The sequence below is a fragment of the Soonwooa sp. genome (assembly GCF_032062245.1).
In the GTDB taxonomy this organism is placed as follows: Bacteria; Bacteroidota; Bacteroidia; order Flavobacteriales; family Weeksellaceae; genus Soonwooa.
Genome location: NZ_DAMBQF010000024.1, coordinates 20981 through 37712, shown reverse-complemented (window position 1 = coordinate 37712; position 16732 = coordinate 20981). Strand labels below are relative to the sequence as shown.

General features: G+C 36.5%; 18 protein-coding genes and 2 tRNA genes (1 of these 20 only partly in view). 8 read left to right on the top strand and 12 right to left on the bottom strand.

All coding sequences use genetic code 11. The features are described 5' to 3' along the window. The 7 genes from RT037_RS10890 to RT037_RS10860 all read right to left on the bottom strand — a co-directional run. Window positions 1-55, bottom strand: a tRNA-Val gene (locus RT037_RS10890); it reaches 120 nt to the left of the window's first position. Window positions 56-87: 32 nt separating this feature from the next. After that, window positions 88-162, bottom strand: a tRNA-Val gene (locus tag RT037_RS10885). Between the two features lie 48 nt (window positions 163-210). Further along, on the bottom strand, window positions 211-1479 hold the full coding sequence (locus tag RT037_RS10880) for a folylpolyglutamate synthase/dihydrofolate synthase family protein (RefSeq protein WP_313031056.1): 1269 nt from the start codon (window positions 1477-1479) through the stop codon (window positions 211-213). A gap of 74 nt (window positions 1480-1553) precedes the next feature. Next, a complete protein-coding gene (locus RT037_RS10875) occupies window positions 1554-2204 on the bottom strand; it encodes a hypothetical protein (protein ID WP_312323590.1) in 651 nt (216 codons plus the stop codon). A gap of 1 nt (window position 2205) precedes the next feature. Then, the gene (locus RT037_RS10870) at window positions 2206-2844 is read right to left on the bottom strand and encodes a MotA/TolQ/ExbB proton channel family protein (protein WP_312323589.1); all 639 of its coding nucleotides are present in this window, start codon (window positions 2842-2844) and stop codon (window positions 2206-2208) included. A gap of 57 nt (window positions 2845-2901) precedes the next feature. Next, window positions 2902-3831 (bottom strand): ferric siderophore ABC transporter substrate-binding protein, encoded by a 930-nt coding sequence (locus tag RT037_RS10865; RefSeq protein WP_312323587.1) that lies wholly within the window; start codon window positions 3829-3831, stop codon window positions 2902-2904. Window positions 3832-3927: 96 nt separating this feature from the next. After that, a complete protein-coding gene (locus tag RT037_RS10860) occupies window positions 3928-4386 on the bottom strand; it encodes a hypothetical protein (RefSeq protein ID WP_079666422.1) in 459 nt (152 codons plus the stop codon). Window positions 4387-4555: 169 nt separating this feature from the next. Between RT037_RS10860 and RT037_RS10855 the strand changes: the two genes are divergently transcribed. Further along, complete coding sequence (locus RT037_RS10855; RefSeq protein ID WP_313031040.1) at window positions 4556-6367, top strand: DUF885 domain-containing protein; 1812 nt, start codon at window positions 4556-4558, stop codon at window positions 6365-6367. Between the two features lie 56 nt (window positions 6368-6423). Here RT037_RS10855 and nth read toward each other — a convergent pair whose 3' ends face one another. Further along, window positions 6424-7044, bottom strand: coding sequence for an endonuclease III (gene nth, locus RT037_RS10850; protein WP_313031037.1), 621 nt, complete (start codon window positions 7042-7044; stop codon window positions 6424-6426). Between the two features lie 28 nt (window positions 7045-7072). On the opposite strand from nth, the gene bcp reads away from it, so the two are divergent. Next, window positions 7073-7522, top strand: a complete 450-nt coding sequence (gene bcp / locus RT037_RS10845; protein ID WP_313031033.1) for a thioredoxin-dependent thiol peroxidase — start codon at window positions 7073-7075, stop codon at window positions 7520-7522. A 236-nt stretch (window positions 7523-7758) separates the two neighbouring features. On the opposite strand, the gene RT037_RS10840 is transcribed toward bcp, so the two are convergent. From RT037_RS10840 to RT037_RS10830, 3 genes are all read right to left on the bottom strand, one after another. After that, on the bottom strand, window positions 7759-8277 hold the full coding sequence (locus RT037_RS10840) for a GNAT family N-acetyltransferase (RefSeq protein ID WP_313031030.1): 519 nt from the start codon (window positions 8275-8277) through the stop codon (window positions 7759-7761). Between the two features lie 2 nt (window positions 8278-8279). Next, complete coding sequence (locus RT037_RS10835; protein WP_312322115.1) at window positions 8280-9347, bottom strand: ionic transporter y4hA; 1068 nt, start codon at window positions 9345-9347, stop codon at window positions 8280-8282. Window positions 9348-9447: 100 nt separating this feature from the next. Continuing rightward, window positions 9448-11580, bottom strand: coding sequence for a S46 family peptidase (locus RT037_RS10830; protein ID WP_312322116.1), 2133 nt, complete (start codon window positions 11578-11580; stop codon window positions 9448-9450). Between the two features lie 164 nt (window positions 11581-11744). Here RT037_RS10830 and RT037_RS10825 point away from each other — a divergent pair, with 164 nt between their 5' ends. Further along, window positions 11745-12110, top strand: coding sequence for a hypothetical protein (locus RT037_RS10825; protein ID WP_313031024.1), 366 nt, complete (start codon window positions 11745-11747; stop codon window positions 12108-12110). A gap of 17 nt (window positions 12111-12127) precedes the next feature. After that, on the top strand, window positions 12128-12541 hold the full coding sequence (locus tag RT037_RS10820) for an OsmC family peroxiredoxin (protein ID WP_313031021.1): 414 nt from the start codon (window positions 12128-12130) through the stop codon (window positions 12539-12541). Here RT037_RS10820 and RT037_RS10815 read toward each other — a convergent pair. After that, on the bottom strand, window positions 12538-12834 hold the full coding sequence (locus RT037_RS10815) for a hypothetical protein (RefSeq protein ID WP_313031019.1): 297 nt from the start codon (window positions 12832-12834) through the stop codon (window positions 12538-12540). The genes RT037_RS10820 and RT037_RS10815 overlap by 4 nt on opposite strands. 93 nt (window positions 12835-12927) lie before the next feature. Between RT037_RS10815 and hflX the strand changes: the two genes are divergently transcribed. From hflX to RT037_RS10795, 4 genes are read left to right on the top strand one after another with little or no spacing between them, the layout of a single operon-like run. Further along, on the top strand, window positions 12928-14142 hold the full coding sequence (hflX, locus tag RT037_RS10810) for a GTPase HflX (protein ID WP_312322122.1): 1215 nt from the start codon (window positions 12928-12930) through the stop codon (window positions 14140-14142). Beyond that, the gene (locus tag RT037_RS10805; protein WP_312322123.1) at window positions 14132-14791 is read left to right on the top strand and encodes a DUF4919 domain-containing protein; all 660 of its coding nucleotides are present in this window, start codon (window positions 14132-14134) and stop codon (window positions 14789-14791) included. Before hflX ends, RT037_RS10805 begins: the two co-directional genes overlap by 11 nt. A gap of 21 nt (window positions 14792-14812) precedes the next feature. Further along, complete coding sequence (locus RT037_RS10800; RefSeq protein WP_313031012.1) at window positions 14813-16099, top strand: sodium:proton antiporter; 1287 nt, start codon at window positions 14813-14815, stop codon at window positions 16097-16099. Further along, the gene (locus tag RT037_RS10795; RefSeq protein WP_313031009.1) at window positions 16100-16732 is read left to right on the top strand and encodes a CatA-like O-acetyltransferase; all 633 of its coding nucleotides are present in this window, start codon (window positions 16100-16102) and stop codon (window positions 16730-16732) included.

Here is a 16732-nt window from a genome sequence, read left to right as displayed (position 1 = left end):
CCCCCGACCCTCTCGGTGTAAACGAGATGCTCTGAACCAACTGAGCTAAGAACCCGAATTTTTTTGAAAGGTTTCGTTTCCTTTGTGTGGGTCCTGAGGGATTCGAACCCCCGACCCTCTCGGTGTAAACGAGATGCTCTGAACCAACTGAGCTAAGAACCCTCTTTTCGAGATTTTATTTTCTCGTTTTGAGTGGTGCAAATATACAACTTATTCTTTACTCTCCAAATTTTTTTCTAAAAATTCTCCTACAACAAAGTTACTTCCACCAATAAAAATAATTTCGCCTTCTGTAGCTTCTTGTTTTGCAGCAAGATAGCCGTCTTGTACATTGTAAAAAATTTTATAAAAAATTTTCACTTCTTCTAATAGATTTTTATAATCTTCTGGGTGTCGACCACGATGTATCGCAGGTTTTACAAAATAATAAGTCGAGTTTTCTGGAAGAATTTTCATGACTTCATCTATTTTTTTGTCATTAACAAAGCCTAAAACAATATGTTTTTTTTGTGGAAAACTATTAAGTTGGGCAAAAACTTGCTCTAATCCCGCTTGGTTATGTCCTGTATCGCAAATTGTCAACGGTTTTTCGGCGAAAATAAACCAACGTCCAATAAAACCAGTATTTTTATGAACATTAAGAAAGCCTTCACGGATATTTTCTTCTGTTATGTTTAATCCAAGTTTTTTTAATTCTTCAACAATCGCAAACACTACCTTTTTATTTTTCGCTTGATAAATACCTTGTAAGTCCGATGGATAGTCGATATTTAATTCTGTTGCGTCGATATACATTGCGCCAACTTCTAAAGCCTTATTTTTGATGATATCTTTGACAATTGGATTTTCATCACCAGAAATTATTGGAATATTAGCTTTAATAATGCCTGCCTTTTCGAATGCGATTTCTTCGATTGTCTCACCCAAAACATTTTGATGATCTAACTGTACATTTGTAATAGCGCTCACCAAAGATTTAATAATATTGGTAGCGTCCAGTCGTCCACCCAGACCAACTTCAATTATCGCATAATCGACACTTTGACGTTTAAAAAACTCAAATGCCATAATGGTTGTAAATTCAAAAAAAGATGGCTGAATCTCGTCAGGAAGCTCTTGTAATTTCAGAATCATCTCATATACAAAATGCTTGTCACATTGTTTTCCGTCAACTTTAATGCGTTCTGTAAAATGGATTAAATGTGGTGAATTGTAAAGTCCGACTTTGTAAGCAGATTCTTGAAGAATGGAAGCTAACATATTACTCGTCGAACCTTTGCCGTTGGTTCCGCCAATGTGGATGCATTTTAGGCTGTCTTGAGGATTTCCGAAATGCTCGCAGAGTTTGGTAATGTTTTGTAAACCTGGTTTGTAGGCAGATTGTCCATCACGTTGATAGTTGGGAACTTGCGCAAACAACCAATCGATGGCATCTTGATAGTTTCGTTCTGTAAATTCTTTAGGAGATTTTAACGACATAATTCTTTAAGTATGGTGTAAAAGTAATGCTGAGAATCTTTAGATTGATAAAGATTCAAAAGTTTAATAAAAATTTAAAACTTAATGATGTAAGTTCCTGTTGATGTTTCGTTGGTTTTTTTCTCCGCTTTCACGTATTTCTTCAACCAAATAACAGCGGCAGTAACCGCACATGGATCCGAAATTCCCTTGTTGCGACCAGCAGAAGTCACATTTCCGGCTTCGTCCACAGTAATATACATACTTAATTCGCCTTTAGCTTTGCAATTATTAGTCGGCAACTTTCCTGCTTTACCCATAGTTCCTGGGATAAAGGCTGTTAGTTTTCGTTCTGTACCGATTTTCGTTTTCTTAGGCTCTTTAGATTTTTTGTCTTCCTCCTTTTTAGTTTTTAAATCCTCTTTCTTTTGCTTTGCGACATTTTCGTCTTCCTTTGTTATAAGAGGTTCTTCTTTGGCGCTAGGTTTTGTGACAACAGTATCGATAGGCTGTACAGCAACATCAGGAACGTAAATTTCAGGTTTTGAAAGACTGTCTATTTCAGGTTCTTCAGCTAGAGTTTCAGGCGCAACCACAAGACTGTCAATAGCCGCATTGGGTATGCTAGCTTCGGGATGTGTGAATCTAGAATTTGCCCAAAACAAACTAATCACCAATAAGGCAAGGACGATGTACATCCCAACAGGAATTCCGGTTAAAGCTCTGGTTTTTCTGCGGAAATTCATCTTATGCAGGCTTGTTAATAACGTCTAAAAATTCGTTGGTATGGTATTGAATTTTCATCACCATATAATCGATTTTAGCTACTAAATAATTATTAAAAATGTAGGCTAAAAACCCAACAATTAATCCAACCAAAGCTGGAGATAAAGCTTTATAGAAAGCTGCTGACATCACTTGTTGAGAATCAATAGAGTTATGACTCATCCCAGAAAAAATAGAAGCAAATGCAATGACACTTCCGATACTTCCCAAAATAGGCGCAATACCAGAAAAACTTGCTAAATAATTAACGTATTTTTCAGCATAATGAACTTCAACCTGCGCTTGAGTTTCCATCGCGTTAGAAATTTCACTGATCGGTCGACCAACACGCGAAAGTCCTTTTTCTATACAACGTGCTTCGGGAGAATCATCTCTTCTACAAAAATCAATAGCTGCATCAATACGCGCTTCGCTGAGCATGTCATTAATATTTTTAATCAAATAAGGATCAACTTTATTTTCTTTATTAAGTTTTAAAAAACGAACTACAAAGAAGTAACATACCGCCAATCCGATAAGAAATAAAATGATAACGATAAGTGTCTCAATAAGTCCACCACCAAAAAGAAATTCTAATACAGAAATATGTTTGTCTGCCATTTGATTTTAAAAATTTTATGACGTTAAAGTTAGGTTTTTATTAGGTTTTAAAGAAATTTAAAACACGATTTTATAGGTTCCTTTTGATGAAACAGAAGATTTTTCCGCTTTCACATATTGCTTCACCCATTTAATAGAAGTCGACACAACACAAGGATCCGAAACACCGCCAGCACGCGATGCGGAAATAACATTTCCAGCTTTGTCAACTGTGTAGGCAATAGTTATGCTACCAGAGCCAGAGCAATCATGTTTTGGTTGTGCGCCACCGCGTCCCATAGTTCCGGGGATAAATCCAACCAATTTTCTATCAACACCAATTTTGCTATCGCCATCTCCTGCGCCGCCAAGTGGATCTCCTGCATTTCCGCTACCAGAGCCTGTACCTTGGCTTGATCCTTTTGTACCTCGACCTGCAAGTAGGTTTCCAATTGCAGCGTTACCTCGTCCATCGCCAGTTCCGCCTTCTTTCTTTATCGGACCTTTTGTTTTTGGTGCGGCATCAGATTTAGCAACTGTTGTAGACGTCGTATTGGTTTTCGCTTTTTTATCGGCTTTAGAAGCTTTTGGTGTAACAACAACGTCTTTTTCTCGTGTTGGGACAGGGACAGTATTTTCAGGAATTGGTTTATCAGCCTTTTCGATGCTTGGTTTTTCTACTTCCGCAATCTCTTCCTGATGTTTTTCAATAAGTGGAGCAGGGCTAGATTCTGATTTCTTCGGTTCTTCGATGCCTTTTCCGTTGGTGTTGTCTCCGAAGTTTATGAGCATATTGGTAACATCCATTTGTACCATATCTTCGTGCTCATCTTTTTTGTCATTGGGGGCTTTTACTCCTGAAAAGAACAATAAAAACAATAACAAAAATACGGAAACTCCTAATAATAAAGCCTTCGTAAGTGTATGCTCATAATGTTTACGAAAAGCATAAGCGCCGTAAGCTTTATGTCGGTCTTCAAATACTATGTCGTCTAGATCTTGATACATTTACTTTTGGTTTTATTACAGAAAAGCCTATCTGTCGTTATAAATTGTTACTATAACGAGTTAGATAGGTTTTATATTATTAGGTTAAATTATCGACTAATCATCAACTTCGATGTCATCTTGTTTGAAATGACATTTTAGCTTAAATGGAATCGTCTCGTCGCTACCTGTGTAGAAGTCATCTATCTCACCTTCCCAAAAAAGTTGTAACTCACCATTTTCGTTAAGGTCAAAGCTTAATTCATTTTCATAAAGATAAGCATCTTCGTCGTCGAACAGATCAACTTCCGTATAGACTACATCGTCGTTATCATCGATTTTAAAACTTTGATTTTGAAGATTTTCGGAGTTAATTGGAAAGTCGGAAACCTTGAACGACAATTGTGGAAAATTGTACTGAAGCGAATCGTCATCTACATGATCCAGAGAGTCATCCGTAATTATTTCAACTTCCAAAGTGTTTAACGAATTGTTGTAGACTGCTTTGCAATACGTGTTCTGGATGTGATATTTTAAAGTTTCATCCGGATGATAAATTTTTAATAGCCCTTTCATTGTAAGGTTTACTAATGTTGTTTGTTTTTAAATTGATTATTGTATTAGAACAAAGATAAAAAATTGATTTAATTGGGAAAATTTTTGTTTTAAAATTTTACATCAATTGTTATAATTGAAAAGTTATGAGATTTCGTTAATTTTGTTAGCTATAAGTCCAATTTGAAATATGAAGAAGATACTAATTAACATAAGCCTTGGTGTTTTGATACTAGTTGCTGCGAGTTCTTGCAAAAAGAATGATTCGCCTGTGCAAAAAGTTCAAGATCAACCTAATAAAGGATCTAACCTAAATGACATCGCTGATAAATATTATGAGGAATATCTCAAGATGTATCCTTTGGAGTCCACAGCACAAGGTGATAGCTTGTACAATGATCAATTGCCGATTAATATAGCACCAGAATTTATTTCTAAAGAAATTTCGTTTTATAATGATGTACAAAAACAGCTTAAGCAAGTCGATTATGATGGACTTTCGGATGAAGATAAAGTGGTGTATGATGTGCTAGATGCGACACTAAAAGATAAGGTGGAGCGCTATGTTTATCATCCAGAATATATTCCGTTCACGCAATTCTCTGGATTGCCGTTGGAGTTTCCGTTGTTCGGAAGTGGGAAAGGCAGTCAACCTTTCAAAACCGAATTGGATTACGAAAATTGGTTAAAGCGTATGGATCAGTTTCCGCTATGGATGGATGCGGCGATTACAAATTTCAGAACAGGGATGTCAAAAGGCGTTGTTCTTCCAAAATCTTTGGTTGTTAAAATGATTGATCAAATGGCGGCTGAGGAGATTAATACTTTAGATTTTAATAAAAATATTTTCTTTGGGCCGATTAAAAATTTACCACAGAACTTTAAACCTGTTTCTGCTAATAAATACGCTAAACTTTATCAGGAAGCTATTAAAAGTAAAATTGTCCCTGCGTACATAAAAATGCATACGTTTTTAAAAGATGAATATCTTCCGAAAGCTAGATTGACAGACGGTTACAATGCGCTTCCTTCTGGCGATAATATTTATAAATACTATGTTAAAAGTTGGACAACAACCGACAAAACACCAGAAGATATCCATGCTTTAGGTCTTAAAGAAGTGGAACGAATCCGTAAAGAAATGGATGTTGTTAAAAATAAAGTTGGTTTCAAAGGAAGTTTGGAAGAATTTTTAACCTTTGTAAAACAAGATCCGAAGGCAATGCCTTACAAAACGTCGAAAGAGATTTTGGAAGGTTTTCAATCAATTTTGGATAAAATCACACCACAGCTCCAGACGATGTTTAATGTAACACCGAAAACACCTTTCGAAATTCGTCAAACCGAAAAGTTCCGTGAAGCGAGTGCGAGTGCAGAATATATCCAAGGTACGCCAGATGGCAAACGTCCAGGTATTTTTTATATTCCGATTCCTGATCCTAAAAAGTTCAATGTAACTTCTGGAATGGAATCTTTATTCTTGCACGAAGCGATTCCAGGGCATCATTACCAAGTTTCATTACAACAAGAAAATACTAAGTTACCGAAATTCATGCGATTTGGATGGTTAGGCGCTTATGGAGAAGGTTGGGCATTGTACTGCGAATCTTTGGGTCCTGAGTTTGGACTTTATACCGATCCTTACCAAAAAATGGGTTCTTTAAGTGACGAAATGTTACGTGCCGTACGTTTGGTGATTGATACAGGTTTGCATACAGGTCAAATGAATCGTGAGGAAGCTATTAAATACTTTTTGAGTAATGTTGCTTATGACGAAGCTGGTGCAATTGCAGAAGTGGAACGTTATATGGCGATGCCCGGTCAAGCTTTAAGTTATAAAATTGGTGCACTAAAAATCCGTGAACTTCGCGACAAATACCAAAAACAATTGGGTAAGAAGTTTAATATTGCGACTTTCCATGATGAAGTGCTTAGCCAAGGTTGTTTGCCATTAGATGTCTTAGATCGAAAAATGAATCTTTGGTCTAAAAAACAAAAATAAATAATTGATGTTATAATCCAGAGGCGCCGAATCTCCGATTCGGCGCCTCTGGACTTTTACTTTTCAAAAAGCATTTTCGTGATAAAATCTTTTTCCCCTTTTCCTCGTGCTGGCGAATATTCTCTACCATAGAAAATAATCTGAAGATGCAGTTTGTTCCAAGTATTTTCTGGCCAAAGTTTTTTGGCGTCCTTTTCAGTTTGCACAACATTTTTTCCTTCCGTCAATTTCCACTGTTTCATAAGGCGGTGGATGTGTGTATCGACAGGAAAAGCTGGAACTCCGAAAGCTTGGCTCATAACAACCGACGCCGTTTTATGTCCCACGCCTGGTAAAGCTTCTAGCTCCTCAAAAGTTTGCGGAACTTCGCCGTTATGGCGTTCTAACAAAAGCTCAGACATTTTTTTTAAGTTTTTCGCTTTGGTATTGCTGAGGCCGATTTCTTTGATGAGTTCTTTTATTTCCCATTCTTCCAATTTTGCCATGCGCTGCGGCGTTCCTGCAACTTCAAACAAGGCTGGCGAAATTTCGTTAACCTTTTTGTCTGTTGTTTGCGCAGACAAAGCAACGGCTACTAAAAGCGTGAATGCATCGGTGTGGTGCAACGGGATTGGTTGCACAGGGTATAATTTTTCCAATTCGTCCAAGACGATTTGGGCTCTTTGTTTTTTTGTCATATTGGACGTAAATTTACACAAAAAAGAAATGTTGAATGTAGGTGATGCGCTTCCAGAGTTCGAAGCCAAAAATCAAAATGGTAAAATAATTAAGTCTTCCGATCTTAAAGGTAAAAAATTAGTTGTTTTCTTTTATCCAAAGGCAAGTACGCCAGGTTGTACGGCAGAAGCTTGTAATCTTCGCGACAATTATTCGGTGCTCAAAAAGCAAGGTTATCAATTACTAGGCGTTAGTGCTGATTCCGAAAAACGTCAATTAAATTTCGCTACTAAAAACGAATTGCCTTTCGATTTGTTAGCTGACGAAAGCCACGATATTATCGAAAAATTTGGGGTTTGGCAGCTTAAGAAATTTATGGGACGGGAATTTATGGGCATTGTCAGAACGACTTTTGTGTTTGACGAAAATTCCATTTGTACCGAAGTTATCGAAAAAGTAAAAACCAAAGACCACGCGGCGCAGATTTTAGAATCTTAAAATTTGGGCGTGCCCCTTTGTTTTCCCATGGCTAAAACTTCATAGGTTTTCAAAAAACCTATGAGGTTTCCCAGCCGCCAAAACAAGCGGGTCGGTCTCCGCGCAGTCGCTTTTGTTGTGGTGGCTTCGACTCCGCTCAGCCACCACAACAAAGAGCTCCAACAATGCGCTTCGCCCTCACGCAGATTCGGCGTTCTTAGAAGATTTTGAAACAGTAGAATTTATTTTAATAAAAACTACAACTCCATTTCGTAGTACATCAATTCATCATCGTCATCCGCAAAAGGTTTTACCATTTTTTGATAACTCAGACCCAGTTTTTCGATAAGTTTTTGAGATGCAATATTAGTAGGAAGTGTAATTGCTGATACTTTTTTTAATCCAAATTCAGATTTTGCAACTTCTAAGATTTTCATAGAAGATTCGTAACCATAACCTTTGCCGTCAAAGCCGTCAAGAAATGCAAATCCGATATCGGCAACCTCAAGAGCTTCTCTTTTAAAAAGTCCACTCGAACCAATTTTGTTTCCGTTTTCTTTTAAAATTAAAGTATAACTTCCAAAACCATTTTTTTCAAAATTAGGAATATGTCGATCGATGATGTATTGCTTAGCATCCTCTTTTGTTTTGATGTTTCGGTCGCCGATATATTCAATCCATTTTAGGGAGTTCATCAATTCAAAAATAAAATCTACATCTTCTAAATCTGTTGGTTTTAGAATAAGTCTTTCGGTTTCAAAACTTTTGTAACTCATCTTTAGGGTACAATTACAGTGAAAATATAAGCCATTAACACCACGAGAAGCACAACACCGTATAAAACATTGGTTTTTCCTCGATTTAGCGAGAGCATTACAATATATAAGGATAATGCCATCAATACCATCGATTTGATGTCAAGTCCGAGCACCAATGGGAAATCGTAGATTAAACAAACAATAGCAACAGCAGGAATTGTAAGTCCAATACTTGCTAAAGCAGAACCCAAAGCAAGATTAAGGCTGGTTTGCAAATGATTTCTTCGTGCTGCTTTTATCGCGGCAACGCCTTCTGGTAGGAGCACAACAGCTGCAATAATAACGCCGACTAGCGATTTGGGAGCTCCAGCATTGTGCACAATTTCTTCAATTTTTGGAGAAAGCGCTTTCGCCATTAGTACAACAATTCCGAGACAAATTAAGAGATAAACCAAACTAACAATGGTATTAGTATTAGTTGGCGGAACAACATTATCATGTTCGCCTTCACCCTCTGCTAGAAAATAGTTACGATGACGTACCGTTTGCACCATCAGGAAAGTACCATAGATGATAAGTGATGCTATCGCAAAGAATATTAACTGCGCATTGTTAAACAATGGAGCGTTAATACTTGTTGTATAATTTGGGAGAACTAAAGTCAAAACCAAAATCGCAACTAAACTTACCAAAGCAGTATTGGCGGAAGATCTTGCAAAATATTGCTCATGAAACTTTGCGCCACCCACCAAAAGACATGCGCCGAGAATTCCATTTAAGATTAACATAATGGCAGCAAAAACGGTGTCACGCGCTAAAGTAACTGCAGAATCGCCTCCTGCAATCATAAGTGATATAATAAGAGCAACTTCAATAATGGTGATAGCTAGAGCAAGAATGATGGTTCCGAATGGCTCGCCGACTTTTAACGCGACAACTTCGGCATGATGAACTGCCGACAAAACACATGTTATGAGTAACACGGCTCCTATTAAACTGAACCAGCCGTTGTTATCTGTGATTCCCGTAAAATAATATATCCATGCTAAAATCGGGAAAATGTGAGTCCAGTGCAGTTTGAGCTTCATCGAAATTCTATTTGTCACAAAATACAATTTTTTGAAAAAAGATGCAAAAAAAAGAGACGCTAAATTTAGCGTCTCTTTAATATTTATAAATCTGTAAGGATTATTTAGAAAGTTCCATTTCGCTGATAAGGTGACCAGCGCCAGAGAATTTGTCAATTACCCAAAGTACAAATCTTGCATCAACATTGATGGTTCTCTGTAATTCTGGTTCGAAAACGATATCACCGCTCAAAGCTTCACTGTTACCATCGAAAGCAAGTCCGATTAGGTGACCGTTAGCGTCTAAGATTGGAGATCCAGAGTTACCACCTGTAATGTCGTTGTTTGATAAGAAGTTAACGTATAGGTTACCGTCTTTGTCAGCATATTGACCGAAATCTTTTTTCTTAGCTTGGCTGATCAATTTTGTAGGAAGATCAAATTCTTCATCTCCTTTTTTATACTTAGCAACCATACCATCGATAGTTGTGTAGTAGTTTTCTTTGATGCCTTTGTAGTTTCTATCAGCTCTTTTTGGAAGTGTATCGATAGATCCATAAGTTAATCTCATTGTTGAATTAGCATCTGGATAGAAGCTTTTGTTAGGTTGAGATTTTCTCAATCCGTCTAAGAATAATCTTGTGTTGTTAGCAAAATTATCATCTACTTTCTCGTAAGTCTCACTAGCTAATTTTTGTTCAGTAACGATACCGTCAGCGATTTTCTTAAGTGGATCCGCATCGATAGCTAATCTATCTGGGTTGTTTAAGAATTTCATAGCAGAATCTTTGTTAGCAAAGATAGAAGCAAACGCTACATTCGCAAGAGAAGGGATGTCAGTCTTCATAATTGTAGGAGATGCAACTTCTTTGTTAACTCTTAATTGATAAAGGTTAAACATCGCTGTTAACATATTACCTTCCAATTGAGGATTGAAAGTTTCGTACATTCTATTGATAGCGTCAGTTACCTTTTGCTTCATTTGAGCTTTTCCGTTGTCATCTTGGTCAGCATAAGTTTTGAACATGCTTCCTAAAGATGCAGCAATACTCACATATTTAGCGTTTCTCGAAAGTTGAGACATGTAGTTTCTTTCAACATTTCTGTTAGAAACTTGTTTGTAATAAGCATCGATGTTAGGAAGAACTCCGAAGTACGTTGCGTTATTATCTGGCATAGCCGCCCATTGCGAGTAAGCTTGCTCTACTTTTTGTTTGTCAGCAATTGTTCCGTTTTTGATAACAGCATCAATTGTGCCTTGTCTGTTTTTCCAATAGTTAGCGACAGATGCATATTGAGACGCATAACCTAACTTAACAGCTTGGTCTTTGTCCATATATTTTTTCATAACATCCATAGCAACTTTAGAAGCTTCTACCCAAGCTGGATAGTCTTTTTCTACCATTTGCTTAATACCATAAGATGTTAAATAACGGTTAGTTCTACCAGGATAACCCATGATCATTGCAAAATCACCAGGCTTGTATCCTTTAAGAGAAACAGGTAAAGAATGCTTAGGTTTTAACGGAACGTTGTTAAGAGAATATTCTGCTGGGTTTCCGCTAGCATCAGAGTAAATTCTGAATACTGAGAAATCTGCAGTGTGTCTTGGCCACTCCCAGTTATCAGTGTCTCCACCGAATTTTCCTAAAGAGTTAGGAGGTGTACCAACTAATCTTACGTCTTTGTAATCTTGATATACGAAATAATAGAACTCGTTACCGTTAAAGAAATCTCTTACGATGACAGTATATTTTCCGTTTTCGCTGTTTTCAGCTTGGATTGCTTTGTATTCTGCATCGATAACTTTTTTTCTATCTTCAGCAGACATGTTGTTATTCAATTTAGAAGTAATTCTTTGTGTAGCATCATCCATTCTTACTAAGAATCGTACAGAAAGACCTTTAGCAGGAAGTTCTTCACTTCTCTTCATTGCCCAAAAACCATTTGTTAAATAGTCTTTTTCTGGTGTAGAAAGCGCTGCGATGTTACCGTATCCACAATGGTGGTTAGTGAATAATAAACCTTCTTTAGATACAACTTCTGCCGTACATCCACCTCCGAATTGTACGATAGCGTCTTTAAGACTTGAGTTGTTAACCGAATAGATTTCTTCAGGCGTCAATTTTAGGCCTTCTTTTTGCATGTCAACGCCATTAAGACGCTTGATAAGCATTAATAGCCACATTCCTTCGTCTGCTCTCATCTGAGCAAAACTCAAAAGAAAAGTAAGTGCTAAAAATATTCTTTTCATAGAGTAAAATTTTTGCTTGCTAATTTACTCAATTTATTCTATAAAGTCTTAATTTTAGAGTGTTAAAATGATGTTTAACCCAAATTTTAGCTGAAATGAAACTTATAAAATCAAAATATTTTCTTTTTCTCATCCCTTTATTTATGCTTTTAAATTGTAAAGCTTTGATTTCCAAACAGAACTTACCCATCGAGTTAGAAAGACAATGGATGTTAATGTCTATTACAGGTTTTACTAAAGAAAAATTAATAAAAAATAAAGCGCAGCTAGATCTGACGCAATATTCTGGCAGGAAAGCCAATCTTGGTTGTGGCGACTTTTTAGTTGAAGTGCTTCAAGTTAACGCTGATAAAATTAAATTTAAAACCAAAGAAAATTCTTCTAAAAAATGTATCGATTCTGATGTTTTAGAATATGTTTTCAGAAACGAATTAGGCACTGTTAATCGTTATAAAATTGAGGGACATTTCTTAAAATTATATAAAAACGACAAAATTGTCATGGAATTTGTAGCTGCTGATTGGGATTAACCTTAAAACAAAATAGTATGAAAAGACAAGCAACAGCCGTATGGACCGGCACCGTAAAAGAGGGAAGTGGTCATTTGACAACTGCCAGTAAAGTTTTAGATAAAACGCAATATTCTTTCAAAAGTAGATTCGAAGATGGGATTGGGACAAATCCTGAAGAGCTTTTGGCAGCAGCACATGCGGGATGTTTCACCATGAAAACTTCCGCAGATTTGACAGAAGCTGGTTATGTACCAGAAAGTTTAGAGACGACATCTGTAGTCGTATTCGAAGATGGAAAAATCGCAAGATCCGAGTTGACTTTAACAGCAAAAGTTCCAGGGATTTCGGATGAAGAGTTTCAAAAAATTGCTGCGAAGGCAAAAGAAACTTGCCCAGTAAGTGTTGCTTTTAGTTTCGAAAAAACCTTGACAGCAACTTTGGTTTCTTAGTTTTTTGTATCAAATTTAGTAACATTCCAAAATAGTTCTGCGGTTTTCGGTAGAGGTATTTTGGAATTTTTATTTGTGATAAAATTCTTTGTAGACGAGGTTTTGTCGCAATAGTTTTTGATTTTAATTAAATATAATTCTACATCATTTGGTGTAAAAGAGATTTTAAAATCATCTCTCAATTCTTCATTTTCAAAAGCAAAACAAACTCTGCTAGAATCTTCATTGTTTAGTTCGAGTTTCAAAACATTTTGCAAATGATCCAATAAAATTTCAAAATCTATAGGCTTCATAATTTTTAAAATTAGTAAAAAAATAAGCTTTGTTTTTTGCATTTTTTATTCAAAAAAACTATCTTGTGAAACTTACAAAAAGATAAATATTTAATGCTAGATAAAAAAACACATCAATACGAAAAAGCCGTATTGGTAGGACTTGTAACCAGAGATCAAGACGAAGAAAAACTTCAAGAATATATGGATGAGTTAGAGTTTTTGGCGTATACGGCGGGTGCAACTGTCGAAAAACGTTTTACCCAAAAATTGACTCAACCAGATTCTAAAACTTTTGTTGGAAGTGGAAAAGCTGAAGAGATAAAAGCTTATGTCAAAGAAAATGAAATAGGAACAGTGATTTTCGATGATGAGCTTTCGCCTTCTCAGCTTAAAAATCTTGAACGCGAAATTGAAGTTAAAATCCTTGACAGAACCAATCTTATCCTCGATATTTTTGCACAAAGAGCACAGACGTCTTATGCGAGAACGCAAGTAGAATTGGCTCAGTATCAGTATCTTTTACCACGATTGACCAGGATGTGGACCCACCTCGAAAGACAAAAAGGGGGAATTGGGATGCGTGGTCCAGGGGAAACGGAAATCGAAACCGATAGACGTATCATCCGTGACCGAATTACTTTGCTAAAAGAAAAATTGAAAACCATCGACAAGCAAATGGCGACACAGCGTAATAACCGCGGAAAGGTTGTGCGTGCTGCTTTGGTGGGTTATACCAATGTTGGGAAATCAACTTTGATGAACGCTTTGTCAAAGTCGGAAGTGTTTGCAGAGAACAAATTGTTTGCGACGCTAGACACGACTGTGAGAAAGGTTGTCATCGGCAATTTGCCTTTCCTTTTGACAGACACTGTTGGGTTTATCAGAAAGCTTCCTACGCAATTGGTGGAGTCTTTTAAGTCAACTTTGGATGAGGTTCGTGAGGCGGATTTGTTAATTCATGTTGTGGATATTTCGCACGAAAGTTTCGAAGATCATATCGCATCGGTTAATCAGATTTTGATGGAGATTAATGCGCATCAAAAACCAATGATTATGGTGTTTAACAAAATTGATGATTTTTCTTACGAGAAAAAAGAAGATGATGATCTAACGCCGTCAACACGCAAAAATATCTCTTTAGAAGAATGGAAAAAAACGTGGATGGCAAAATCGAAATATCCAACGGTTTTCATTTCTGCATTGACAAAAGAGAATTTTTCGGAGATGAAAAAAATGATCTATGATGAGGTGATGAAAATTCATATCTCGCGCTTCCCATACAACGATTTCTTGTTCGAATATTTTGAGGATGAAGATGAAGAATAATTTAAAACTAAACTTTATCAAAAGCTTATTCTTTCTAGGATTTCTAATTTTAGGAGGTTTTGCTTTTGGTCAAAATAAAATTGATTTTTCTGAAATCAAAAAAAATGTCCAAGACAAAGAGTCACCTTATTATTACGAAAGATTGTTGTTCAAATTCCGAGGAATGCCGCAGTCTATCGACAGTACAGAAGCTTTTAATTTGTATTACGGCTCCAAATTTACAGATCATCACCTTGAAGAAATGAATCCGAACTTTAGCAAGTTTCGTGAAAAATTTCAGCAACGGGATTTTAAAGAAGCGATAAAAATTGGTGAAGATTTACACTTCAAAGCGCCGACTAATCTTGAGGTTTTGCTGATACTTTTGCAATGTTATGAACAAGAAAAAAATCAAAACAAATTCGTCTGGACGATACAAAAGTTCAGGATGATTTCTGCGACAGTTCTTACCTCTGGCGAGGGTAACAAAGAGTATTCTCCATATCTCGTTAACACGGTTGGCGAAGAATATGTCTTGCTGAACCTTCTGAAAGTCCCTTTTCAAAATTATAAACGTTCTTCAAAATCAACCAAAGACGGGATGATGGATATTTGGGAAAAAGATGGCGAAAAAATATACATTAACGTGGTGGGTTATGCCCCAGAATAGAATTTAATTTAAAACAAATAAATGGAGTTATATTACTCATTCTCAGTCTTAATTGTACTGGCTTCGATATTTTCTTACATTAATTATCGATTCTTAAAATTACCGAGCACGATCGGTATCATGGTAATTGCGATTGCCGTTTCTATATTTTTAGTACTTTTTGGTGAGGCGGTTCTACCTCGGACTTTTGGTCATCTTCACGACCTTATGAATAGCATCAATTTCACGGAAGTTCTTATGGGAGCGATGCTAAATTTTCTACTCTTTGCAGGAGGAATCCACATCAACATTAATGATCTAAAAGAGCAAATTTGGCCCGTTGTTGTTTTTTCCACAGTCGGCGTTGTAATTTCTACCTTTATTGTAGGTTTTGGCGTGTTTTATATTTTGCCTTTGGTCGGTATCGAAATGCCTTTGCTGTATTGTTTGGTTTTTGGTGCTTTAATTTCTCCAACCGATCCAGTTGCTGTTTTAAGTATTTTAAAACAAGCTAATGTTTCAAAATCATTAGAGACTAAAGTTGCTGGTGAATCCTTATTTAATGATGGTATGGCGGTTGTGGTTTTTGCTGTTTTGTTGCAGTTGGCGACTGGTGTCGATATTGATATTACGGCTGAAAGTATTGGCGTATTATTGATTAAGGAAGCTGGTGGCGGTATTTTGCTGGGTGTACTTTTGGGGTATTTCACATCGAGATTAATGCGTGAAGTGGATGATTATATTATCTCTGTTTTGGTGACATTGTCCGTAGTTATGGGAGGTTATCTCATTGCAAAACAATTACATATTTCGGGTCCGTTGACGATGGTTGCGGCAGGATTGTTTATGGGGAATTTTAATAAAAATTTCAAAATGAAATCCATCACCCAAGATTATTTAATTAAATTTTGGGAGTTAATTGACGAAATCTTAAACGCAGTTCTATTCCTATTTATCGGGTTTGAATTATTAATGATAAAAGATTTGGATCATTACATGATTCCTGGTCTTATTGCTATTGCAATTGTATTGGTGGCAAGATTCATATCGATTTGGGGACCGACGCAGTTTATGTCTTTCAAGTCGAGGTTTACACCGCAAACGGTTAAAGTTTTGGTTTGGGGTGGCATTCGCGGCGGTGTTTCTATTGCATTGGCGATGTCTATCCCGAAGAGTGAATACAGCACGATTATACTGAGTATCACGTATTGCGTGGTTGTTTTCTCGATTATTGTACAAGGTTTAAGTATCGGAAAAGTGGCAAATCCTAAGAAAATTGCAACTGAAGAAGAATTGCAAGATGAACAAATCTCTGAAAATTTGCATTAAATGAAGTCTGAAATTAACATCGAAACTTGGAATCGCAAAGAGCATTTCAATTTGTTTTCGAATATGGATATGCCTTCGTTTGGTATTGTGACCGAAGTCGATTGTACCGAAACTTTTAGGTTAGCAAAAGATAGAAAAGAATCTTTCTTTGCACACTATCTTCATAAGTCGATGGTCGCGGTTAATAAAGTCGACGCTTTTAAATTAAGAATCGACAACGGAAAAGTTTTTCAATACGACGTAATCCACACTGGATCGACGATTGCAAGAGAAGACGGAACTTTTGGTTTTGCTTTTATGGACTTTTCTAACGATTTTAAAACCTTTAATGAAGGTTTACAAAGTGAAATAAAAGCTGTGCAAGAATCAGAAGGACTTAGACTTAGCAATGATGATTTGGATTTAAACTTAATAAGGCATTCGACGTTTCCGTGGCATCAATTCACTTCGATTTTGCATCCTGCGAATGTTAATAATAAAGAAAGTATTCCGAGAATTGTCTTTGGTAAATTTTCTGAAAAAAATGGTCGAAAGATGATGCCAATTTCTGTTGAAGCGCATCATGGATTAATGGATGGACGACATATCGCAATGTATTTGGAGGAGTTCCAAAAGCAACTAAATTTGGATTAA